Raw genomic sequence first — 23,496 nt, forward strand, 5'->3', positions numbered from 1 at the left:
CCGTATCGCCTCGGCGCCGCGCGAGCGCTCCACGGCCCGATCCGGCCGTAAGGTAGGCCCATGACCATCGAGTCGGACCCCTCGTACCCGGCCCACTGGGAAGCCGACGTCGTCCTGCGCGACGGCGGCACCGCCCGGATCAGGCCGATCACCACCGAGGACGCGGGCCGGCTCGTCAGCTTCTACGAGCAGGTCTCGGACGAGTCGAAGTACTACCGGTTCTTCGCCCCCTACCCCCGGCTCTCCGACCGCGACGTGCACCGCTTCACGCACCACGACTTCGTGGACCGGGTCGGGCTCGCCGCGACCATCGGCGGGGAGTTCATCGGCACCGTCCGCTACGACCGCATCGGCGCCGACGGCCGGCCCGCCTCCGCACCCGCCGACGAGGCCGAGGTCGCCTTCCTCGTCCAGGACGCCCACCAGGGCCGCGGGGTCGCCTCCACCCTCCTCGAACACATCGGCGCGGTGGCCCGGGAGCGCGGTATCCGGCGGTTCGCCGCCGAGGTGCTGCCCGCCAACAGCAAGATGATCAAAGTCTTCACGGACGCCGGATACCAGCAGAAGCGCAGCTTCGAGGACGGCTCCGTCCATCTCACCCTCGACCTCGAACCCACCGCCGAGTCCCTCGCCGTGCAGCGCGCCCGCGAGCAGCGCGCCGAGGCCCACTCGGTGCAGCGCCTGCTGGCCCCCGGCTCGGTGGCCGTCGTCGGGGTCAGCCGCTCGGGTGCGGGCGTGGGCGCGGCCGCGCTGCGCAACCTGCGCGACAGCGGATTCCACGGACACCTCTACGCCGTCAACGAGGCCGTCACCCGCGACCTGCTCGACGGCGTACGGGCCTACCGCACCATCGGGGCCATCGGCGCCCCGGTCGACCTCGCCGTGCTCGCGGTCCCGGCCGACCGGGTCCCCGACGCGGTGGCCGCCTGCGGCGAGCACGGGGTCCAGGGCCTCGTCGTCCTGTCCGCCGGATACGGGGAGAGCGGGCCGGCCGGACTCGCCCGCCAGCGCGAACTGGTCCGGCAGGTGCGCTCGTACGGGATGCGGCTGATCGGGCCGAACGCCTACGGGGTGATCAACACCGCGCCCGAGGTGGAACTCAACGCCTCCCTGACCCCCGCGCCGATGCCCACGCGCGGCCGGATCGGCCTGTTCACGCAGTCCGGGGCGATCGGCATCGCCCTGCTCTCGGCCCTGATCCGGCGCGGCGAGGGCCTGTCCTCCTTCGTCTCCGCGGGCAACCGCGCCGACGTGTCCGGAAACGACATCCTCCAGTACTGGTACGAGGACGAGGCGACCGACGTCGCCCTCCTCTACCTCGAAACACTCGGCAACCCGCGGAAGTTCACCCGCCTCGCCCGCCGGACCGCCGCCGTCAAGCCCGTGGTCGTCGCCAAGGGCGGCCGGCACAGCCCGGCCGGGCACGTCGTCCCCGACACCCGGCTGCCGGAGGCCACCGTCTCCGCCCTGCTGCGCCAGGCCGGCGTCATCCGCGTCGACACGGTCACCGAGCTCGTGGACGTCGGCCTCCTGCTGGCGGCGCAGCCGCTGCCCGCCGGGCCCCGGATCGCGATCCTCGGCAACTCCGAATCCCTCGGGATCCTCACCTACGACGCCTGCCTCACCCAGGGCCTGCAGCCGCTGCCGCCGCTGGACCTGACGACGGCGGCCACCCCGGCGGACTTCCGCACCGCCCTGACCGAGGCCCTCCGCTCCGAGGACAGCGACGCGGTGGTGGTCACGGCCATCCCGTGGGTGAGCGAGGACGCTCCGGCGGACGACCTGGCCGGTGCCCTGCGCGAAGCCGTGGCCGCGAACCCGGGCAAGCCGGTCGCGGTGGTGCACGTCGAGCTCGCCGAGCTCGCCCTGGCCCTGTCCGCCGTGCGCGGTGTCGCGCACCCCCCGCCGTTCCGCAGCTGGGGCCCCGCGGCGGACCGGGCACCGGCCGGACCGCTGTCCGCCGCCGGCGACAGCATCCCCAGCTACCCCGCCGCCGAACGCGCGGTCAAGGCCGTCGCCGAAGCCGTCCGGTACGGGCAGTGGCGCCGGGCCACCGCCGCGGACGACGGGCGGGTCCCCGAGTACGAGGACATCGACGAGACCGGGACCGCGGACCGGCTGGCCGCCCTGCTGGCGGACGTCGACCCGGGCGCCGTGGCGACCCTGACCGACTGGGACGCCCGCGAGCTGCTCGCGGGCTACGGGATCCGCGTCCTGCCCACCCTGCCCGCGCCCAGCGCCGACGCGGCGGTCCGCGCCGCCGGGGTGCTGGGCTACCCGGTGGCGCTCAAGACCACCGCGCCGCACCTGCGCCACCGCGCGGACCTGGGCGGCGTACGCCTCGACCTCACGAACGAGGCCGAACTGAGGCGCTCCTACGAGGAGCTCACCGACGCGCTGGGCAAGCCGGCCGAGCTCCAGCCCGTGGTGCAGGCCATGGTGGCGCGCGGGGTCGACACCGTCGTCCGCTCCGTCATCGACCCCGCGGCGGGCGCCGTCCTCTCCTTCGGGCTCGCCGGGGTCGCCTCGGAGCTGCTCGGCGACACCGCGCACCGGCTCGTCCCGGCCACCGACCGGGACGCCGCCTCACTGATCCGGTCCATCCGGGCGGCTCCCCTCCTGTTCGGCTGGCGCGGCAGCGACCCCGTGGACACCTCCGCCCTGGAGGACCTGCTCCTGAGGCTGTCCCGCCTCGTGGACGACCACCCCGAGGTGACCGGCGTCTCACTGGAGCCCGTCGTGGTCGCGGCCGAGGGCGTCTCCGCGCTCGGCGCCACCGTCCGCGTCGCCCATCCGCCGGCCCGCGGCGATCTCGGCCCGCGCACCCTCCCCAGTTACTGACCGGGTACGGCGCGGCCTGAGGGCCCCGTACGGGCCTTAGGATGGACCTCATGGCGAAATCCGGTACGACGACCCAGGGGCTGCGCACGGCGATCGAGCGCAGCGGCTACTACCCGGCCCTCGTGGCCGAGGCCGTGGAGGCCGCGGTGGGCGGCGAGCCGATCTCGTCGTACCTGGTCCACCAGGAGACGACCTTCGACTCCAACGAGGTACGCCGCCACGTCACCGTGCTGGTCCTGACTGGCAACCGCTTCATCGTCAGCCACACCGACGAGCAGGCCGCCGACGCGGGGTCCCCGTCTCCGTACGCGACCACCTCCACCGAGTCGGTCAAGCTGTCCAGCATCTCCTCCGTGGTGCTCAGCCGCGTCGTCGCCAACCCGGAGTCCTACACGCCCGGCACCCTGCCCCGCGAGGTCGTCCTGACCATCGGCTGGGGCGCGGTCTCCCGGATCGACCTGGAGCCGGCCGCCTGCGGCGACCCGAACTGCGACTCCGACCACGGTTACACCGGCAACTCCACCGCCGACGACCTCAGCCTGCGGGTCAGCGAGGCCGGCGACGGCCCGGAGGCGGTGCGCCAGACCCTGGTCTTCGCGCAGGCACTCTCCGAAGCCACAGCGGCGACGTCCAGCGCCACCTCCGCCCGCTGATGGCGTACTCCGCGGCACAGGAGTGGCCCGAGCCGGAACTGCTGGACCTGGCCGGCGCCCCCGTCCCGGAGTACGGCGCCGGGTCGCTCGCCGACCTGCTGCCCACGCTCGTGGCGGGCCAGGGCGTCCCCGGATTCACCGCTGCCATCGCAGAGCTGGCCCCGGCCGACCGGAACTGTGTGTTCCTGGTCGACGGCATGGGCTGGGAGCAGATCAAGGCCCACCCGGACGAGGCCCCGTACCTCACCTCCCTGCTCGGCAGCTCGCGCGGCGGCACCGGCCGCCCGATCACCGCGGGCTTCCCGGCGACCACCGCCACCTCGCTCGCCTCCGTCGGCACCGGCCTGCCGCCGGCCCGTCACGGCCTGCCCGGCTACGCCGTCCGCAACCCCGCCACCGGCGAACTCATGAACCAGCTCCGCTGGCACCCGTGGACCTCGCCGAAGCCCTGGCAGCCGTACCCGACCGTCTTCCAGCAGGCCGACAAGGCGGGGGTGGCGACCGCCCAGGTGTCCTCACCCGCCTTCCAGAGCACCCCGCTCACCAAGGTCGCGCTGAGCGGCGGCACCTTCCTCGGCCGGATGACCGGCGAGGAGCGCATGGACCTGGCGGCCGAGCGTCTCGCGGCCGGCGACCGCTCGCTCGTCTACACCTACTACAGCGAGCTCGACGGAGCCGGCCACCGGCACGGCGTGGACTCCGACGCGTGGCGCGGCCAGCTGATGTACGTGGACCGGCTGGTGCAGCGGCTCGCCGAGCAGCTGCCGCCGCGCACCGCCCTGTACGTGACCGCGGACCACGGCATGGTCGACGTCCCCTTCGACGAGGACTCCCGGATCGACTTCGACGAGGACTGGGAGCTGAGCGCCGGCGTCGCCCTGCTGGGCGGCGAGGGCCGCGCCCGGCACGTGTACGCGGTGCCGGGCGCCGAGGCCGACGTACTGACCGTGTGGCGCGAGGTGCTCGGAGACCGGTTCTGGGTCGCGAGCCGCGCCGAGGCCCTGGAACTGGGCTGGTTCGGCCCGCCGGGGGAGTGCGACGAGCGCGTGCTCGGGCGCATCGGCGACGTGGTGGCGGCCGCCCAGGCCGATGTCGCGATCACTGCCTCGCGCAACGAGCCGAACGAGTCCGCCCTGGCCGGAATGCACGGCTCCATGACGGCGGCGGAGCAGCTCGTGCCGCTGCTCGAAGTCCGCACCTGACCCTCGCCGGCCGACCGTCCGCCGCACACCGCACCGCACCGCACACGCAAGTCTCCTGCCCACGACCGGAAAGGTCCCGTACCCCCATGCCCGAGCTGGTGTTCTTCTCCGGAACGATGGACTGCGGAAAGAGCACCCTGGCGCTCCAGATCGCGCACAACCGCGATGCGCGGGGACTCCAGGGCGTGATCTTCACCCGTGACGACCGCGCGGGCGAGGGCAAGCTGTCCTCGCGGCTGGGTCTGGTGACGGAGGCGGTCGAGGCGCCGGAGGGCATGGACCTGTACGCGTACCTGGTCGCCCAGATCTCCAAGGGCGGCAGGGCCGACTACGTGATCGTGGACGAGGCCCAGTTCCTGGCGCCCGAACAGATCGACCAGCTGGCGCGCGTCGTCGACGACCTCGGCCTGGACGTCTTCGCCTTCGGCATCACCACGGACTTCCGGACGAAGCTGTTCCCGGGCTCGCAGCGGCTGATCGAGCTGGCGGACCGTCTGGAGCAGCTCCAGGTGGAGGCCCTGTGCTGGTGCGGGGCCCGCGCCACGCACAACGCCCGTACGGTGGGCGGGGAGATGGTCGTCGAGGGCGCCCAGGTCGTGGTCGGCGACGTGAACCGCCCGGCGGAGGAGATCGGGTACGAGGTCCTGTGCCGCCGCCATCACCGCAAGCGGATGACGAGCGCCGCGTCGCGGGCGGGGTCGCTGTCGCCGGACGTGCTGCCGGTCGCCTCCGGCTGACGACCCGTCCGCGCGTCCCCTTCGCGGTGCCGGTCCGGTGACGGTGCGCCGCCCGGCACGGCCGGTCCCGGCGTCCGCGTCGCCGGCCGGGGAGCCCCCGCTGCGGCCCCCGGCCCGGGCTGCCTGACCCCGACCGGCCGAGCAGGCCCAGGTTTCCCGCCTGGGCCTTCGGCATGTCCGGGCCGGTTGCGACGGGCGTCCGGCCCGGTCATGCCTACCGGTAGGAGTCGACCAGGCGGGCGAGGTGGCGGCCCGTCGTGCGCAGGGGTTCCTCGCTGCGGCGGACCTGGGAGGACACTTCGGCACCTTCCAGGGCGCTGATGACCGTGGTGGCCAGGTGGCGGGCGTCCGAGGGGGAGAAGCCCGAGCGGAGCAGGCGCTGGGAGACCAGGTGCTCCCAGTTGCGCAGGGCGGCGGCGCACGCCTGCTGGATCTCGGAGTCGGTGCCCAGTGTCTCCAGGGCCGCCGCGGTGACGGGACAGCCGTCGGTCCAGTCCGACTCCCGCAGGCTTTCGGCCAGTCGGCGGGCGCAGGCGTCGATGGCCGCGCCCGGCTCCTCCTTGCTGTCCAGCGCGGCGCTGAGGATGCTCGCGAACTCCCCTTCGCCGTGCTTGATCGCGGCGACCGCAACGGCTTCCTTGCCGCCGGGGAAGAAGTGGTAGACGGAGCCGAGCGTGGCGCCCGCCTCCTTGGCGATCTGCTTGATGGCCGTGCCTACGTATCCCTGGCGCTGCAGCAGACCTGCCGCCGCGATGACGATCCGGTCCCGGGTGCCTGTCTGGGTCTCCATGCCCCCAGAGTACTGGATAGAGCGTTCGTTCTAGATGTGTGTTACGTTTCCGGCGAGCCGCTAGATAGAGCGTTCGTTTTACTCGCTGCCTCAGTGAGTTCGCCGACGCCGTCCAGTGAAGCGCCGTACACACAACGCGGAGGACTTCCCAGTGAGCACCAAGCAGCCCGTGACCGTTGTCGGACTCGGCCCCATGGGGCAGGCCATGGCCCGCGCCTTCCTCGACGCCGGCCACGCCGTCACCGTCTGGAACCGCACCGCTTCCCGCGCCGACGCCCTCGTTGCCGGCGGGGCCGTGCTCGCGGGCAGCATCGAGGACGCCCTCAGGACCAACGATCTCGTGATCCTCAGCCTCACCGACTACGAGGCGATGTACGCGGTACTGGAGCCCGCGACCGGCGCGCTGGCCGGCCGCGTGATCGTCAACCTCAGCTCCGACACCCCGGAGAAGACCCGCGCGGGTGCCCGCTGGATCGCCGAGCACGGCGGTGTCCACATCACCGGTGGCGTCACCGTTCCGCCGTCGGGCATCGGCAACCGGGACTCGTACACCTTCTACAGCGGCCCGCGCGAGGCCTTCGAGCGGTACCGCTCCACCCTTGAGGCCCTGACCACCACCGATTACCGGGGCGAGGAGCCCGGCATCGCCGCGCTCATGTACCAGATCGGCATGGTGATGTTCTGGACGTCCATGCTGAGCTACTGGCAGGCCATCGCCCTCGCCGACGCCAACGGTCTCACGGCGGAGGACGTCCTCCCGCACGCCATCGAGACCATGAACGCGATGCCGGACTTCCTCGCGTTCTACACGAAGCGGATCGACGCGGGCGACCACAGCGGTGACGTGGACCGGCTGGCCATGGGTATGGCCAGTGTCGAGCACGTCCTGCACACCAACGCCGAGGCGGGTGTCGACACCGCGCTGCCGGCCGCCGTGGTCGACCTCTTCCGTCGCGGCATGAGCGCCGGGCACGAGGCGGACAGCTTCTCCAGCCTGGTCGAGCTGCTCAGGAAGAACCGGGTCTGACCGGCCGGCTGCGGGGAGCGGGCTGCGGAGCCGCCCGGGGGCCGGCAACTCCGCAGCCCGGTCGGGGGGTTACACGGCAGCCCGGCGGAAGCGGCTCAGGCTCGCCCACACCGTGCCGACCAGCAGCACCGCGAACCACATGGCCACGACCAGGTGCGGGTGCTCGCCCGGGAAGCTCGTGCTCTGCGCCGTGGGGTTGCCCCACAGGTGGCGGCAGGAGTCGGCCACCGCGCTGATCGGGTTCCACTCGACGACGGGGCGCAGCCAGCCCGGCATGGACGCGGCCGGGAAGACCGCGTTCGACAGGAAGGTGCAGACGACCAGGATCAGGGCGCCGATCGAGTCGATGGACTCGATGTTCCTGACCATCATCCCGAGCGTGATGCCGACCCAGACCATGAGGAAGATGAACCCGCCGGCCACAGCGAAACCGGCCGCCACGGAGAGCGGGTCGCCGTGCGGACGCCAGCCGATGCCGAGTCCGACCAGCGTGATCACCGCGAGGACACCCAGGCCGACCAGCAGGTCGCCCAGCGCATGAGCGACCAGCACCGCGGCCCGCGAGATGGGCAGCGAGCGGAAGCGGTCCATCAGTCCCGCCCGCAGGTCCATGGCGATGCTGATCGCGGTCGGCCCGATGCCGGCCAGCGCGACCTGCACCGCGATGCCCGCCATCAGGTACTCCTGGTAGTCGCCCCCCTGGGGCGCCACGATCGCCTCCTTGAAGAGGTAGCCCACCGCCAGCAGCATCACCAGCGGGTTGAGCACGATCCCGACGAGCCGTCCCGGCGTGCGGCGCAGATGGCGCAGCCGCCTGCCCGCCAGCGCGAACGTCTCCGTGAGGGGGTGGCCCTTCGTGACCGCCGCGCGGGGCGCGGGGGCGGGAACCGGGGCAGGGTCCGGATCCGGGTCCGGGCCGGGGCCGGCCTCCACGGGCGGACTTTTGACGAGTGTGCTCATGGGTGCGTTCCCTCGGGTGGGGCGGTCGGTCCGCCGCAGCTCCGCGTCGACGATCGCACCGACCTCGGCCTGCGGTTCCGGATGCATCAGATATTCGTGGGCGTAGGGGAGTTCATGGACCCGTACGGTTCCGGCGACGTGTCCGTCCCAGCGGCCGGCCGCGCTCTCCACGTCCGCCGCCGACCGTCCGGAGGTCGCGACGAACAGCGTCATGTCGCCGTCGAAGCGGCCGGGTTCGAAGCGCTCGGCGAGTTCGACGTGGTGGCGCATCACCGTCACCAGGCGTTCGACGTCCTGCTCGGTCAGCGAGCCGAATGCGCCGCCGTGGCGCCGCAGGATCCCGGCGACCGCCGCCGGGTCCCGTGCTTCACCGGCCGCCTGCGCCTGTTCCTCCCCGAGGTACTCCAGGAACCGGCCGAGCAGCTCGCCGCGGTCGGGCAGCGGCCCGTCGAGCGCACGGTCGTACGGGAACGCGTCCAGGTTGGCGAGGAAGGCGACCTCGTCGCCGTCGGCCCTCAGCCGGACGGCCAGTTCGTGGGCGAGCAGTCCGCCGAAGGACCAGCCCAGCAGGTGGTACGGGCCCTCGGGCTGCACCTCCCGGATGCGCCGCAGGTACGACTCGGCCTGCGCCCCGACGCTCGGCTCCGGCTCGGCCCCGCTCACCTGGGGCGCCTGGAGCCCGATGATCGGCCTGCGCTCGTCGACGTACCCGGCCAGCCCGAGGTAGGGCAGGCTCGTGCCCAGACCGCCGTGCACGCAGAACAGCGGAGGAAGCGAGCCGGTGGGCCGGATCGCGAGCACGGGCGCGAACGCGTCCCGCGGGTCCTCGCCGAGCGCACCGGCCCGCAGCTGCCGGTTCAGGTGCCCGGCGACCGCCGTGCGCCCGTCGACGAGGGCGGCGAGCGCGGCGGCCGTCCGCCGGGTGAACACCTCGGCCACGGTGAGCTCCAGCCCGTTCTTCGCGGCCCGGGCCACCACCTGGACGGTGCCGATGCTGTTGCCGCCGAGGGAGAAGAAGTCGTCGTCCGCGCCGACCGCGTCGAGCCCGAGTACGTCGGCGAACGCCCGCACCAGGGTCTTCTCGGTCTCGGTGACGGCCGCACGGCCGGCCGCCGCGCGGAGGCCGGGCGCGGGCAGCGCCTCCCGGTCGATCTTGCCGTTCACGGTCACCGGCAGTTCGGGCAGCGTGACCAGCGCGGACGGCACCATGTAGTCGGGCAGCCGCTGGGCGAGCAGGCCGCGTACGTCGCCGTCCTCGGCGGTGGTGCCGGGGACGGTCACCAGATAGGCGACGAGGGTCTGCACGCCCGGCCGGTCCTCCCGGGCGACGACCACGGCCTGCGCGATCCGCGGGTGTTCCAGCAGGACGCTCTCGATCTCGCCGAGCTCGATGCGGAAGCCGCGGACCTTGACCTGCTGGTCCGAGCGGCCGAGGTAGTCGAGGTTGCCGTCGCCGCGCCAGCGCACGAGGTCGCCGGTCCGGTACATCCGGGAGCCGGCCGGTCCGTACGGATCGGCGACGAACCGCTCGGCGCTCACGCCGGGCCGGTTCACGTAGCCGATGGCCAGACCCGTGCCGCCCACGTACAGCTCACCGACGACGCCGGCCGGCACGGGGGCCAGGTTCCCGTCGAGGACGTAGGCGCGGTGGCCGGCGATGGGCCGGCCGATCGGCGGGCGGCCGCCGGTGATCCGGTCGCTCGCGGTGGTGACCACGGTGTTCTCGGTCGGGCCGTAGAGGTTGTGCAGCCGGGTCACGGGCGCCCAGCGCTCGACGAGCTCCGGGGTCATCGCCGCTCCGCCGACCGTCATCACCAGCCCTTCGGGCAGGCGCGTCTCCTCGGGGAAGGCGTCCATCACCACGGGCGGCAACAGGGCGATGGTGACCCGGTGCCGGGTGATGAACTCGGCCAGCGGCAGGCCGGCCCTCTGGTCGTCCGGGACCTGTACCAGGGTGCCGCCGACGAGCAGGGAGACGCACAGCTCCCACACGGCCGCGTCGAAGCTGAAGGTCGCGAACTGCAGGGCCCGGGTGTCGGGCCCCACCCCGAACCGCTCCCGGTGGTCGGCCGCGAGCGCCGTCGCGGTGCCGTGGGAGACCAGCACGCCCTTGGGCAGGCCCGTGGAACCGGACGTGTAGATGAGGTAGGCGGGATCCCGCGAGGTCAGCGGGCGGACGCGCTCGGCGTCGCCGAGCCCGGCCGCGGAGCGGCCCGCGATCAGCGTCCGGGTGTCCGGGTCGTCCAGGACGAGGCGCCGCGCCCCGCCGGCGCCCTCCGGCGGCAGGGCTCCGGAAGCGAGCACCGCGGCCGAGGTGACCAGCAGGTGCGCCCCGGAGTCGGTCAGCATGTGGGTGATGCGGTCGACGGGGTAGGCCGGGTCGACGGGCAGGTACGCGGCACCGGACTTGAGCACCGCCAGTACGCAGACCACCAGCTCGGGCGACCGGGGCAGCACCAGGGCCACGAAACGCCCCGGACCCGCCCCGCGGTCCACGAGTTCGCGGGCGAGCCTGTTGGCCCGCTCGTCCAGCTCCCGGTAGCCGAGCGTGACCTCCTCCGAGACGAACGCGGGATGCCCGGCCCGGCGGGCGGCCCAGCCCTCGAAGAGGCCGGGCATGGTGTCGTCGGACTCCACGGCGGTACGGGAGCCCGTGCTCCAGTCGTCCAGCAGCAGGCTCCGCTCCCGTGCGTCGAGCACGTCCAGGCGGCTGAGCGGCGCGGCGGGGGTGGTGACGGCCGCTTCGAGCAGACGCAGGAAGGAGGTGGCGAGCAGCTGCGCGGTGGTGCGCCGGTACAGGTCCGTCGCGAACTCCAGGCGCCCCGCCAGGCCTTCGCCGGGGCCGCCCTCGGTGAACTCGAAGACGAGGTCGAACTTGGCCGCCGTGGAACCGGATTCGACGAACTCGGACTCCAGGCCGGGGAGGTCGAACTCCGGACGGGCGGTGTTCTGGAAGGCCAGCATCACCTGGAACAGGGGCTGCCGTGACAGCGACCGGACCGGGCTCAGCGCGTCCACCAGCCGCTCGAACGGCAGGTCCTGGTGCTGGAACGCACCCAGGTCGGCCTCCCGGACCCGGTGCAGCAGCTGCTGGAAGGTGGGGTCACCGCTGGTGTCGGTGCGCAGGACGAGGGTGTTGACGAAGAAGCCGGCCAGGTCGTGCAGGGCCTCGTCGGTGCGGCCCGCGATGGGCGAACCGAGCGGGATGTCGGTGCCGGCCCCCAGCTTGCCGAGGGTGGCGGCGAGGGCGGCCTGGACGACCATGAAGGGGCTGACGCCCGACGCGCGGGCCAGCTTGACGATCCCCTCGTGGAGCCCGGCGGGGACGGTGAACGGTACGACGTCACCGGCGTAGCTCGCGATCGGCGGCCGCGGGTGGTCGCTCGGCAGGGCCAGCTCCTCCGGAATGCCGCGCAGGGCCTCGGTCCAGTAGGCCAGCTGTCGGCTGAGCAGGCTGTCGGGGTCGTCCCCGGAGCCCAGCACCCGCTCCTGCCAGAGGGAGAAGTCGGCGTACTGCACCGGCAGTCCGGCCTGGTCCGGGACGTCGCCCGCGGTCCGGGCGCGGTAGGCGCGGGCGACGTCCGCGGCCAGCACCGGGACGGACCAGCCGTCGAAGGCGATGTGGTGCACGACCAGCAGCAGCACGTGGTCGCGCTCGCCGAGCGAGAAGAGCCGGGCGCGCAGCGGCAGGTCGCGGGTCAGGTCGAAGGGCCGGTCGGCCTCCGCGTCGAGAAGCGCTGCCAGTTCCGGCTCACCGCCCGGTACCGGGACGGCGTCCAGGGCCTGCCGGGCCTCCTCCGCCTCCCGTACGACCTGGCCCGGCTCCTCGCCGATGGCCGGGAAGACGGTCCGCAGCACCTCGTGGCGCTCGCTCACGTCGCCCAGGGCGGCCCGCAGGGCGTCGCGGTCGAGAGCGCCGCGCAGCCGGACCGCGAGGGGGATGTGGTAGCCGCCGGCCTCGGGCGCCAGCCGGTTGAGGAACCACATACGGCGCTGCATGTGCGACAGCGGCAGGAATCCGGGCCGGGGACCGGCACGCAGCGGGGTGCGGGCGGACGGCGTGGTGACCAGACGGGCCGCGAGCGCCGCCGGGGTCGGGCACTCGAACAGGGCCCGCACCGACAGTTCGGCGCCGAGGGCCCCGCGCACCCGGCTCACCAGCCGGGTGGCCAGCAGGGAGTGTCCGCCGAGGGCGAAGAAGTCGTCGTCCACGCCCACTTCGGGCAGTCCGAGGACATCGGCGAACAGCCCGCGCAGGATGTCCTCGGCAGGGCCGTCGGCCTCCCGGCCGACGGTCCGCTCCAGCTCGGGCGCGGGCAGCGCCTTGCGGTCGACCTTGCCGCTGGGGGTCAGCGGGAAGGTGTCGAGCAGCACGAACACCGAGGGGACCATGTACTCGGGCAGGGCGCCCCTGATCCGCTCCCGGACGGCCGCGCCGTCCAGGACCGGCGCGCTCCCGCCGGTGTCCGCCTCCGGTACCAGGTAGGCGACGAGCCGGGTGTCGCCGGCGCCGACCTCGCGGGCGGCGACCACGGCCCGTGCGACCTCGGGCAGTTCGGTCAGCACGGTCTCGATCTCGCCGAGCTCGATGCGGTAGCCGCGTACCTTCACCTGGTGGTCGACCCGGCCGACGTAGTCGAGCTGCCCGTCGGAGCCCCAGCGGACCAGGTCGCCCGTACGGTACATCCGGGTTCCGCCGGGTCCGTAGGGGTCGGCGACGAACCGCTCGGCCGTCAGCGAGGGGCGGCCCAGGTAGCCGTGGGCCAGGCCGGTGCCGGCGATGTACAGCTCGCCGACGACCCCGCGGGAGACCGGCCGCAGGGCCTGGTCCAGGACGTACACCTGGGTGTTCGCGATGGGCCGGCCGATGGACGGGGCACCCGGGCGGGTGCCGTCGAGGACGGAGGCGGTGGACCAGATGGTGGTCTCGGTGGGGCCGTACACGTTGAGGACGGTGGCGGCGGCCTCCACGAGCGCGGCGGCCAGCGGCTCGCCGAGCGCCTCCCCGCCGGTCAGCAGGCGAAGGCCCGCGAGGCATTCGGGGGCCGTGGCGACGAGGGCCTGCCAGTGGCTCGGCGTGGCCTGTACGACGGTGGCGCCGCCCGCGGTGATGGCGGCCGCGAGAGCCGCCGGGTCCTGGACGGTGGCCCGGTCCGCGAGGACGAGGCCGGCGCCGGCGAGCAGCGGTACGAACAGCTCCAGCATGGCGATGTCGAACCCGAAGGTCGTCACGGCGAGGAGGCGGTCCTGCCCGGTGACGGCCATGCGGCGGGCCATGTCGTCGACGAGGTTGACGAAGGCGCCGTGCGGGACGACGACCCCCTTGGGGCGGCCCGTCGAACCGGAGGTGTAGATCACGTACGCCGGGAGGTCCGGGCTCAGGCGTCCGCCGCGTTCGGTGTCGGAGACCGGCCCGGCGGGCTGCCGGAGCAGCTCCGCCGCGGTGTCCGCGTCGTCGAGCAGGACGGTGGCACCCGTCCACCGCAGGGCCTGCGCCGTGTCCGCGGTGCTCAGCAGCACGGCGGGTGCCGCGTCGTCGAGCATGAGGCCGACGCGGTCGGCGGGATGACCGGGATCGACGGCCAGGTAGGCCGCGCCGGTCTTGAGCACGGCCAGCGCGGCGACCACCAGGTCGGCGGAGCGCGGCAGCGCGAGCGCCACCAGGCGGCCGGTCCGGGTGCCGCGGCTGATCAGCAGACGCGCGAGGCGGTCGGCGCGGTCCTCCAGGGCGGCGGCCGTCAGGGACTCGTCCCCGCACTCCACGGCGACCCGGCCGGGCTCCGCCGCGGCGCGCAGGGCGATCAGCTCCGGGAGCAGCCCGGCCGGTGCGGGCGAGGCGGTCCGGTTGTAGGTCCGCAGGACCAGCTCCCGTTCCTCCGGCTCGATCAGTTCGAGCCGGCCGAGCGGCAGGTCCGCTGCGGCCGGCACCCGGGCGAGCAGGCCGGCGAGACGGCGCACCAGCAGGTCGGCCTCCACGGCTCCGAAGAGGTCCGGACGGTACTGGACCGTCAGCTCCAGTTCGGTCCCGGGCAGCGCGACCAGGCTCAGCGGGAACTCGGTCGCGTTGCGGATCTCGGAGCGGCGCAGTACCAGGCCGGTCAGGGCGGTGAAGGCGGCGGCGTCGGTCCTGGGGTAGTTCTGGAACATCACGGCGGTGTCGAACAGGCCGCCCACTCCGCCGAGTTCCTGTACTTCGGCAAGGCCGAGGTGGCGGTGGGGGAGCAGCTCGCTCTGCCGGTCCTGGAAGCCGGTGAGCAACTCGGCCACGGTGCGCGAGGAGTCCAGGAGGACCCGGGCGGGCAGGGTGTTGGCGAACATGCCGACCATCGCCTCCACGCCGGGCAGTTCGGCCGGGCGCCCGGAGTCCACCATGCCGAACACCACGTCGGTACGGCCGGTCAGGTGGCCGACGAGCATGCCCCAGCAGCCCTGGACCACCGTGCCCAGGGTCAGCTCGCGGGAGCGGGCCCATTCCGTGAGGCGTGCGGTCTCCGCGGGGCCGAGGGCGGTGCTCACCGCCCGGGGGAGCGACGGGGTGCCGGACGGGTCGGGCAGGGCGACGTGGGTGGGCTCCTCCACCCCGGCCAGGGCGGAGCGCCACGCGTCGCGGGCCGCGTCCCGGTCCTGCCGCCCGAGCCAGGCGAGGTAGTCGCGGTAGTGCGGCGCGGGGAGGGAACCGGAAGCCGCCTGCCCGGTCGCGTACCGGGTGAACAGGTCGTCCAGCATGATCGGCATCGACCAGCCGTCGAGGACGATGTGGTGGACCGTCAGCAGCAGCCGGAACCGGTGTCCGCCCAGCCGTACGAGGGTGCAGCGCAGCAGCGGCGGCCGGTCGAGGCGGAAGGGACGCACCCGGTCCGCCTCGGTGGTCCGCGCCAGCTCGGCCGCCTGCTCGTCCCCGGCGAGGGCGGCGAGGTCCACGGTCTCCCAGGGCACGTCGACGACGTGCGGGACGACCTGGACCGGTTCGCCGTTGCGGCGGGTCCGGAAGCAGGCCCGCAGACCGGCGTGGTCCTCCAGCAGACCGCCCACCGCGGCCCGCATCCGGTCCTCGTCCAGGGGCCCGTCCAGGTCGGCCACCAGCTGCAGCACATGGAGGTCGAGGCCCTGTTCCACGAAGTCCGCGTGGAACAGGAAGCCCTGCTGCAGCGGCGCGAGCGGCAGGAACTCGCTCTTTCGGGAGGATTTCACCGTGTGCTCTCTCATGACTCCAGCTCAGTGTCGAGTTCGTCCATCTCGTCGTCGCTCAGCGCCAGCAGCGGCGCCTGCGGAGCGGCGGCGGCAGGCCGCTGCGCCGGTACGACGGCCCGGCCGGCGGCGGCCACGGCCGCGAGGGCGAGGGGGGTCCGGTGCCCGAAGACGTCCCGGGGAGTGATCGTGATGCCGTGGGCGCGGGCCCGGCCCACGACCCGGATGGAGCTGATGGAGTCCCCGCCGAGGGCGAAGAAGTTGTCGTCGATGCCGACGGACTCGACTCCGAGCACCTCGGCGAACACCGCGCACAGCGCCCGCTCGACCGGATCGCGGCCTTCCCGCCGGGTCCCGGCGGCCGCCGTGTCCGCCGCTCCGGCCGGGTGGGGCAGGGCCTTGCGGTCCACCTTCCCGTGGGCCGTCAGCGGCAGGGCGGGCAGGGAGACCCAGGCGGACGGGACCATGTACTCCGGCAGCGCCTGCGCGAGCGCGGCCCGGGTGACGGCGAGGTCCTCGGTGCCCGGTGCCACGACGTAGGCGACGAGACGGGTGGCCCGGGACGGGTCCGTGAGGGCGACCACCACGGCGTCGGCCACCTCCGGCAGGCTGCGCAGGGCCGCCTCGATCTCGCCGGGTTCGATCCGGTGGCCCCGCACCTTGACCTGGTGGTCGCGGCGCTCCACGAACTCCAGCTGCCCGTCCGGCCGGCGCAGCACGCGGTCGCCGGTGCGGTACATCCGGGCGCCCGGGGCCCCGCTGAAGGGATCGGCGACGAACGTCGCGGAGGTCCTGGCCGGGCTGCCGAGGTAGCCGCGGCCGACGCCGGCCCCGCCGACGTACAGCTCGCCGACGGTGCCCGCGGGCACCGGGCGCAGCTCGTCGCCCAGGACGTGGAGGAAGGTGTTGCGGACGGCCCCGCCGATCGGTACGCGGGCACCGGGCCGGTCCTCCGCGTGGAGCACGGCGTGGGTCACGTCGTCCGAGCACTCGGTGGGGCCGTACGCGTTGACCAGGGGGACGGCGGGGAAGTGGCCCCACCAGCGGTCGCACAGGTCGGCGGGGAGCGCCTCCCCGGTGACCACCAGGCGGCGCAGCCGCGCGGGGACGGCGGCGGGGCCCGTCGCGTCCCAGGTGTCGAGGGCGGCGCGGAGCAGGGACGGTACGACCTCCAGGACCGAGACGTCCTTGTCCGACACGACGGCGAACAGCGCGTCCGGGTCGGCGGCGACCTCGCGGGGCACCACGCGGACCGTGCCGCCGACGACGAGCGGGGCCAGCATCTGCCAGACCGACACGTCGAAGGTGACGGGGGCGTTCTGCACGACCCGGTCGCCGGCGCCCAGGGCGAGGCCCTCGACCTTGGCCAGGAGATGGTTCTCCATGCCGCGGCGGTGGACCATGGCGCCCTTGGGCTTGCCGGTGGACCCGGACGTGAAGATCACGTAGCCGAGGTCGTCCGGCAGGCCGAGAGGCCGTGCCAGGGCGTCCGGAGCCTCCGGCGACCGCCCGGCCTCCTCCTCCCCGACGGCCGTCTCCAGGGTGCTCAGGCCGTCACCGGCCAGGTCCAGGACCTCGGCGGCCAGCTTCCCGCAGCCCGGGCCCACCAGCAGGCACCGGGCCCCGGAGTCGGTGACCAGCGAGGCGATGCGGGCCACCGGGGCGCCGACGTCGAGGGGGACCCAGGCCGCTCCGGCCTGCAGGACCCCCAGCACCGAGCCGACGAAGGCCGTGCCGGGCTCGGCCAGCACCGCGACGAGGGAGCCGGGGCCCACCCCGGCCCCGGTCAGCCGCCCTGCCAGCCGGTCCGACCAGCGGACGAGGCCCGCGTAGGAGAGCTCGTGCTCCCCGTCCGTGACGGCGACGGCGGCGGGGGAGACCCGCGCGCACTCGCGTACGCGTTCCACCACACCGCCGGGGATGCCGACGTCGGTGGCGCTCGCGGTGTCGTTCCACTTGCGCAGCAGCGCGTTCTCGTCCCCGGTCAGGACGTCGAGCCGGCCGAGGGCCCGGTCCGGTGCGGCGGCGAGGTCCAGGAGCAGCGCGCGGAAGCGCTGGGCGACCGTCGCCACCTCGTCACGCGTCAGGAGGTCCGGCGCGTAGTCGAAGCGGACCTCGACCTCCCGGCCCGGCAGGACGACCATGCTGAGCGGGTAGTGGCGGGCGTCGCGGGCCGTGACGTCGGCGATCCGCAGGCTTCCCCGGCCGGCCGTGACACCGCCGGCCGCCTCGTCCATGGGGAAGTTCTCGAAGACGAGGGCGGTGTCGAAGGGTTCACCGTACGCGGCCAGCGCCGGACTGCCGGCGAGCATCTCGGCGAGCCCGAGGTGGTCGAAGTCGCGCAGGGCGGCCTGTGCGTCCTGGAGCCGCAGCAGGAACGGGCCGACGGGCTCGGCGGGGTCGAGGAGCACCCGTACCGGCAGCGTGTTCAGGAACGGTCCGACGATGTTCTCCACGCCGGGCAGCGCGGCCGGCCGGGTGGACACGGTCGAGCCGAACAGCACGTCGGAGCGGCCGGTGAGCCGGCCGAGCAGTACGGCCCAGCCGCCCTGGAAGAGCGTGTTGGTGGTCAGGCCCTGGCGTGCGGCGAAGCCGGAGAGCTCGGCGGTCTCCTGCGCCGTCAGCCGCAGCGGCACGGACTGAGGCGGAGCCGGCAGCCGGTCGGGGGCGGCCCCGCACAGCAGGGTCGGCTCCTCCAGTCCGGCGAGCGCGGTGGCCCATGCCGCCTTGGCCGCGTCGTGGTCCTGGCCGGCGAGCCAGGCGAGGTACGCGCGGAAGGGAACGGCGGGCGCGAGGGACCCGGCGGCGCCCCTGCCCTCGTAGCAGGCGAGGAGTTCACGCACCAGGACGGGCATGGACCAGCCGTCCACCAGGATGTGGTGCAGCGTCCAGACGAGGCGGTGGCGCTCCTCGTCCAGCCGTACGAGGGACCAGCGCATCAGCGGCGGGCGGGCCATGTCGAAGCGCTCCAGCCGGTCGCGGTCGGCGAGCCGGTCCACCTCGGCCCGCTGCTCGGCGGGCGAGAGCCCGGACAGGTCCACGCGGCGCAGCGGTACGCGCACCCCCGCGCGCAGGACGGAGACCGGATCGCCCGAGTCCCGGTGGTGGAAGGCTCCGCCGAGACCGGGATGCCGCTCCAGGAGGGCCGCCAGCGCGCGCTCCAGGGCGTCCGCGTCCACCGGCCCGATCAGGTCGGCGGCGACCTGCAGGGTGTAGAGGTCGGTCGCCCGCTCGTCGAACTCCGCCTGGAACAGCATGCCGCGCTGCATCGCCGTCAGCGGCAGCACGTCCGTGACCGTGGTGTGCTCCGGAGCCCGCCCGGCGTGCTCGATCTCGTCGATCTCCTCCTGGTCCAGTGCCACCAGGGGCAGGTCGGACGGCGTGTGGCCGCCGGCTCCGGGCAGGTCCAGGTGGGTCACGAGGGCGCGCAGGGCCGCGAACCAGGCCTCGGCGAGCTCACGGACCTCGGCCTCGCCGAGGAGCTCGTCCGCCCACAGCCAGTCGGCGACCAGCCGCGGGCCGTCGGCGCGGTCCTCGGTCACCGGGGTGACCGACAGGGCGTGGCGCAGCGGGGTGTCCGGGTGGAAACCGGTGGCGATGACCGAGGAACCGCCGGCGAGGGTCCAGGGGCCGTCCGTCCCGTCGACGCGGAACCGGCCGAGGTAGTTGAAGCCGAGGCCCGGGGTGGGGGCCGTGGCCAGCGGACGGGCGGTGCGCGCGTTGAGGTGGCGCAGCAGGCCGAAGCCGATCCCGCGGTCCGGTACGGCGCGCAGCTGCTCCTTGACCCGCTTGACGGCGGTGGCGAGCGCCGGACCCGAGGCCCGGGCCTCCTCCCGGTCGAGGGTGCCGAGGTCGAGGCGGACGGGAAAGACGGTGGTGAACCAGCCGACCGTACGGGAGAGGTCGACGTCGTCGGTGATCTGCTCCCGGCCGTGTCCTTCGAGTTCGATCAGCAGGGGCCGGGCGGAGTCCTGCGCGGAGCGGCCGCGCCAGTCGGCCGCGGCCAGGGCCAGCGCGCCGAGCAGGACGTCGTTGATCTCGCCGTGGAAGGCGGCCGGTACCGCGGTGAGCAGGGCCGCGGTCTGGTCGGCGGGCAGTTCGAGCCGCAGCCGCCCGGCGGTGGCGTAGGTGTCCCGGGACGGGTCGAGCGGGCGGCTGCCGAGGACGGCGGGCTCGTCCTCGCGCTGGGCCTGCCAGTAGGGCAGTTCGGCGATCCGCGCGGACGTGCGGGACTGCTCGGAGAGGGTGGCGGCCCAGCGGCGGTAGGAGGTCACGACCGGCTCCGTGGCGGGCGCGCGGCCGGCCGCGGCCGCCGTCCAGGCCGCCTCCAGGTCGCCCGTCAGGATGCGCCAGGAGACGCCGTCGACGACGGCGTGGTGGGCCAGCAGCAGCAGGTGCGAGACGGGGGCGGAGCCGCCGTGGAGCAGCACGGCCTGCAGCATGATCCCGTCGGCCGGGGAGAGCCTGGTGCGGGCGGCGTCGGCCTCGGCGGCGGTCAGCCGGTCCAGCGCGGCGGGATCGCCGGCGGCGCCGGAGGCGTCCACGGTGGTGATCAGCGGGCCCGCGGGCACCGATCCGGGCCCGGCGGTGTGCAGGGTCCAGATGCCGGGGGCGGGCTCGGTCACGGTCATGCGCAGCGCGTCGTGCCGGTCGAGCAGGGACTGCAGCGCGGGGGCGAGGGTGCCGGCCGTCATCGCGGAGGGCACGCGGAGCAGGACGTGCTGGTTGAACTGCCCCGCGGGGCCGTCGATTCCACCGAGGTCCTCGGCCAGCTGGGCGATGATCGGGGTCGGCTCGACCTCGCCGACGCCGTCCTCGGCGGCCGTCGGGAGGGCGGGAGCGGGCCCGGCGTCGCCGGCGGTGGCCGCCGCGAGGCCGGCGAGGGCGGCCGGGGTCTTGAGGGTGAAGACGTCGCGGGGGGTGAGCACGACACCCCGGGCCCGGGCCCGGCTGACCACCTGGATGGAGCTGATGGAGTCCCCGCCCAGGGCGAAGAAGGCGTCGTCCGCGCCGACCGTGTCGAGACCCAGGACCTGGGCGAAGACCTCGCGGAGCACCTGCTCGGCCGGGTTGCGGGGGTGAGGTCCGCGCCGCCCGGCCGTGCCGGACGGGACGGGCGGTGCAACCGGGTCCGGAGCCGGGGCGGCGGGCCCGGCCGGCGCGGGCAGGGCGCGGCGGTCGACCTTGCCGTGCGCGGTCAGGGGCAGCGCCGCGAGAGGCACCCAGGAGGTCGGGACCATGTACGAGGGCAGCAGCCCGGCCAGCGCGTCCCGGACGGCCGCCGGTTCGGCGCCGGGAGCGACCAGGTACGCCACCAGTCGCGCGGTGCCGTCGGTGCCCCGGGGAGCGGTGACGGCGACATCGGCCACCTGCGGCAGGGAGCGCAGCACGGCCTCGATCTCACCGAGTTCGACACGGTGGCCGCGGATCTTCACCTGGTGGTCGCGCCGCTCCAGGAACTCCAGCTGTCCGTCCGGGCGTTGGACCACGTGGTCGCCGGTGCGGTACATGCGGGCGCCCGGCGCGGGTGCGAAGGGGTCGGCGACGAAGGTGGCGGCGGTCCTGACCGGGTCCAGGAGGTAGCCGCGCCCGACGCCCTCGCCCCCGACGTGCAGCTCGCCGATCGCACCGGGGGCCACGGGCCGCAGGTCGTCGCCGAGGACGTAGAGCCGGGTGTTGCGGACGGGGACGCCGATGGGTACGCGGGCGCCGACCGGGGAGCCGGCGCGCAGCACGGCGTGCGTGACGTCGTCCGAGCATTCGGTGGGCCCGTACGCGTTGACCATCGGGACCGCGGGGTAGCGCTGCCACCAGCGGGTGCAGAGGTCCGGCGGGAGCGCCTCACCGGTGACGACGAGCCAGCGCAGGCTGCGGGCGGCAGGCGTGCCGGGAGCGGTGTCCCAGTTGTCGAGGGCCGCGCGCAGCAGCGTGGGGACGACCTCCAGGACGGTGACGTGGTCGTCGGTGGTGGTGGCGAACAGCGCGTCCGGGTCGGCGGCGACCTCGCGGGGGACCACGTGGACGGTGCCGCCGACGACGAGCGGGGCCAGCATCTGCCACACCGACACGTCGAAGGTGACGGGGGCGTTCTGCACGACCCGGTCGGCGGAGGTCAGTCCCAGGTCGTCGATCTTGGCGCCGAGGTGGTTGAGCATGCCGCGGCGGTGGACCATGGCCCCCTTGGGCTTGCCGGTGGACCCGGACGTGAAGATCACGTAGGCGAGGTCGTCCGGAAGGCCGAGCGGTGCGCGCAGCCCGTCCAGCGGCACCGGGTGCGGGGTCAGGCCGCCGGGCAGCGGGTGGGTCCGTACGCCGCCGTCGCCGAGCTCCGCCGCGAGGCCCTGCAGACCGGGCCCGACGAGCAGGTGGCCGATCCGCGCGTCGGTGATCAGGCCGTCGATGCGGGCGGCCGGCGCGTGCACGTCCAGGGGGACCCAGGCCGCACCCGCGCCCAGGACGCCCAGGACGGCTCCGACGAAGGCGGCGCTCGGCTCGGCGAGGATGCCGACCAGGGTCCCGGGACCGGCTCCGGCCGATGCCAGCGTCTCGGCGAGCTCGTCCGCCCAGATCGCCAGCGAGGAGTACGAGGCCTGGGTGGCGCCGTCCGTGATCGCGAGCGCGGCCGGCGTGGACGTGGCGAACTCCCTCACGAGTTCCACCACGCCCCCCTCCAGCGGCTCCCCGTGCGGACCGGTCCCGGTGGCCAGGAGGAGGTCGCGCTCCTGCGCGGTGACGAGGTCGAGGTGGCCCAGCGGCGTGGCCGGATCGGCGGCCGCGAGGCTCTGCATGAACGCCCCGAAACGGCGGAGGTGGTTCACCACCTCGGACTCGGAGTAGCGCTCGGGGTTGCCGTTCATGTGCAGTTCGAGGCTGCCGTCGGCGCCGTCCAGCACCGTGATCATGAGGTCGTCGACGATGCCCGTGGAGAGGTTGTGCAACCGCGCCTCGCAGGGCCCGAGCCGGAACTCCGGTGTCTGCGGGAGCACGTTGACGAACGGGCCGAACGGACGCCGGTCGGCCTGCATGCCGAGGGCGCGGCGGATGCGCTCGGCCGGGTAGCGCTGGTGGCGCAGCGAGCGGGCGACCGACTTCGAGGTGCTGCCCAGCAGCTCGGACACCGTGGTCGCGGGCCCGACGCGGGCCGGGAGCGGCAGGTAGTTGGCGACCATGCCGGGCACGTTGCGCGCGGTGGCGGTCAGCCGGGCCGTCATGGGCAGGGTCAGCAGCACCTCGTCACGGCCGGCGGCCTTGCCCACGTACGCCGCGGCCGCGGCGATGGCGAAGGTGGGCCAGGTGACCTGGGCGGCGGAGGCCGCGGCGCGCAGGATGCGGGCGGTGGCCGGGTCGAGTTCATGGCTGCGGCGCAGGAAGCCGGTGCCCGGAACCGGGTCGCCGGGGGCGAGGGTGACCGGCTGCGCCGCGCCGTCGAGGTGGGCCTCCCAGAAACGCCGGTCGCGCTCCAGGGCGGAGGACTCCAGGTACGCGGCCTCCTCCTGGAGGAGCAGGTCCAGCGGGGGCAGCGGGTTCCCCGGCGGCTCCTCGCCCGAGCTCAGCGCGCCGTAGACCTCGCTGAGGCGCCGGTAGACCGCCAGCCGGCTGTACCCGTCGGACAGCAGGTGGTGCATGGCCAGGTAGAGCAGGGTGCGGTCCGGCGACACCCGGAACAGGACCGTGCGGAAGAGCAGTCCGCCGGCCAGCTCGAAGGGCCGGTGCAGGTCCTCGTCCATCAGCCGCAGCGCCTCGGCGACCGGATCCGGGCTCCCGCCGAGGTCCAGGACCTCCAGCGGGAGCCCGTCCAGCGGCTCGATCCGCTGCACCGGCAGTCCGCCCACGTCGAAGAAGCGCGCACGGGTGCATTCCGCCTCGTCCAGCACGAGCCCCAGCGCGCGCCGGAGCAGCGGCTCGTCGAGCGGCCCGCTGACGTCCAGGTAGTCGGCCATGTTGTACGCGAGCCGACCGCTCGACAGCTGCTCGTCGAACCAGATGCCTTTCTGGGCCCCCGTCAGGGGCAGATCCGGAAGGGTGGGCGAAGTCATGACGGTCTCCATGAGTGCTGCGGACGAGGTGTGCCGGTGAGGACGCCCGCCCGTTGGTGCAG

The 23,496-nt window shown here is 74.3% G+C and carries 8 protein-coding genes; 5 read left to right on the forward strand and 3 right to left on the reverse strand.

Translation table 11 applies throughout. From position 1 onward, the window contains the following. Positions 1-60: 60 nt before the first annotated feature. From DEJ51_RS25210 to DEJ51_RS25225, 4 genes are all read left to right on the forward strand, one after another. Positions 61-2,841: a bifunctional GNAT family N-acetyltransferase/acetate--CoA ligase family protein gene (locus tag DEJ51_RS25210; protein ID WP_150259895.1), complete on the forward strand. Its 2,781-nt coding sequence runs from the start codon at positions 61-63 to the stop codon at positions 2,839-2,841. A gap of 50 nt (positions 2,842-2,891) precedes the next feature. After that, complete coding sequence (locus DEJ51_RS25215) at positions 2,892-3,494, forward strand: DUF5998 family protein (protein WP_150259896.1); 603 nt, start codon at positions 2,892-2,894, stop codon at positions 3,492-3,494. Then, positions 3,494-4,696, forward strand: a complete 1,203-nt coding sequence (locus tag DEJ51_RS25220; protein ID WP_150259897.1) for an alkaline phosphatase family protein — start codon at positions 3,494-3,496, stop codon at positions 4,694-4,696. Before DEJ51_RS25215 ends, DEJ51_RS25220 begins: the two co-directional genes overlap by 1 nt. Before the next feature lie 86 nt (positions 4,697-4,782). Beyond that, the gene (locus tag DEJ51_RS25225) at positions 4,783-5,433 is read left to right on the forward strand and encodes a thymidine kinase (RefSeq protein WP_150259898.1); all 651 of its coding nucleotides are present in this window, start codon (positions 4,783-4,785) and stop codon (positions 5,431-5,433) included. Positions 5,434-5,647: 214 nt separating this feature from the next. On the opposite strand, the gene DEJ51_RS25230 is transcribed toward DEJ51_RS25225, so the two are convergent. Then, entirely contained in the window at positions 5,648-6,223 is a 576-nt protein-coding gene (locus DEJ51_RS25230) for a TetR/AcrR family transcriptional regulator (protein ID WP_150259899.1), read from the reverse strand. A gap of 151 nt (positions 6,224-6,374) precedes the next feature. On the opposite strand from DEJ51_RS25230, the gene DEJ51_RS25235 reads away from it, so the two are divergent. Next, on the forward strand, positions 6,375-7,250 hold the full coding sequence (locus DEJ51_RS25235) for an NAD(P)-dependent oxidoreductase (RefSeq protein WP_150259900.1): 876 nt from the start codon (positions 6,375-6,377) through the stop codon (positions 7,248-7,250). 69 nt (positions 7,251-7,319) lie between these two features. On the opposite strand, the gene DEJ51_RS25240 is transcribed toward DEJ51_RS25235, so the two are convergent. Together DEJ51_RS25240 and DEJ51_RS25245 are read right to left on the reverse strand one after the other, a co-directional pair. Then, positions 7,320-15,416 (reverse strand): non-ribosomal peptide synthetase, encoded by an 8,097-nt coding sequence (locus DEJ51_RS25240; protein WP_150259901.1) that lies wholly within the window; start codon positions 15,414-15,416, stop codon positions 7,320-7,322. After that, positions 15,413-23,434 carry a non-ribosomal peptide synthetase gene (locus DEJ51_RS25245; protein WP_150259902.1) on the reverse strand — a complete coding sequence of 2,674 codons (8,022 nt, stop codon included), beginning with the start codon at positions 23,432-23,434 and terminating at the stop codon, positions 15,413-15,415. Before DEJ51_RS25245 ends, DEJ51_RS25240 begins: the two co-directional genes overlap by 4 nt. Positions 23,435-23,496 lie beyond the last annotated feature (62 nt).

It is taken from the genome of Streptomyces venezuelae (assembly GCF_008642275.1).
Classification (GTDB): Bacteria; Actinomycetota; Actinomycetes; order Streptomycetales; family Streptomycetaceae; genus Streptomyces; species Streptomyces venezuelae_E.

Bases quoted from the DNA above. Each gene is read 5' to 3' on its own strand.
- DEJ51_RS25210 (WP_150259895.1), top strand. From the start codon at position 61: ATGACCATCGAGTCGGACCCCTCGTACCCGGCCCACTGGGAAGCCGAC.
- DEJ51_RS25215 (WP_150259896.1), top strand. From the start codon at position 2,892: ATGGCGAAATCCGGTACGACGACCCAGGGGCTGCGCACGGCGATCGAG.
- DEJ51_RS25220 (WP_150259897.1), top strand. From the start codon at position 3,494: ATGGCGTACTCCGCGGCACAGGAGTGGCCCGAGCCGGAACTGCTGGAC.
- DEJ51_RS25225 (WP_150259898.1), top strand. From the start codon at position 4,783: ATGCCCGAGCTGGTGTTCTTCTCCGGAACGATGGACTGCGGAAAGAGC.
- DEJ51_RS25230 (WP_150259899.1), bottom strand. From the start codon at position 6,223: ATGGAGACCCAGACAGGCACCCGGGACCGGATCGTCATCGCGGCGGCA.
- DEJ51_RS25240 (WP_150259901.1), bottom strand. From the start codon at position 15,416: ATGAGAGAGCACACGGTGAAATCCTCCCGAAAGAGCGAGTTCCTGCCG.
- DEJ51_RS25245 (WP_150259902.1), bottom strand. From the start codon at position 23,434: ATGACTTCGCCCACCCTTCCGGATCTGCCCCTGACGGGGGCCCAGAAA.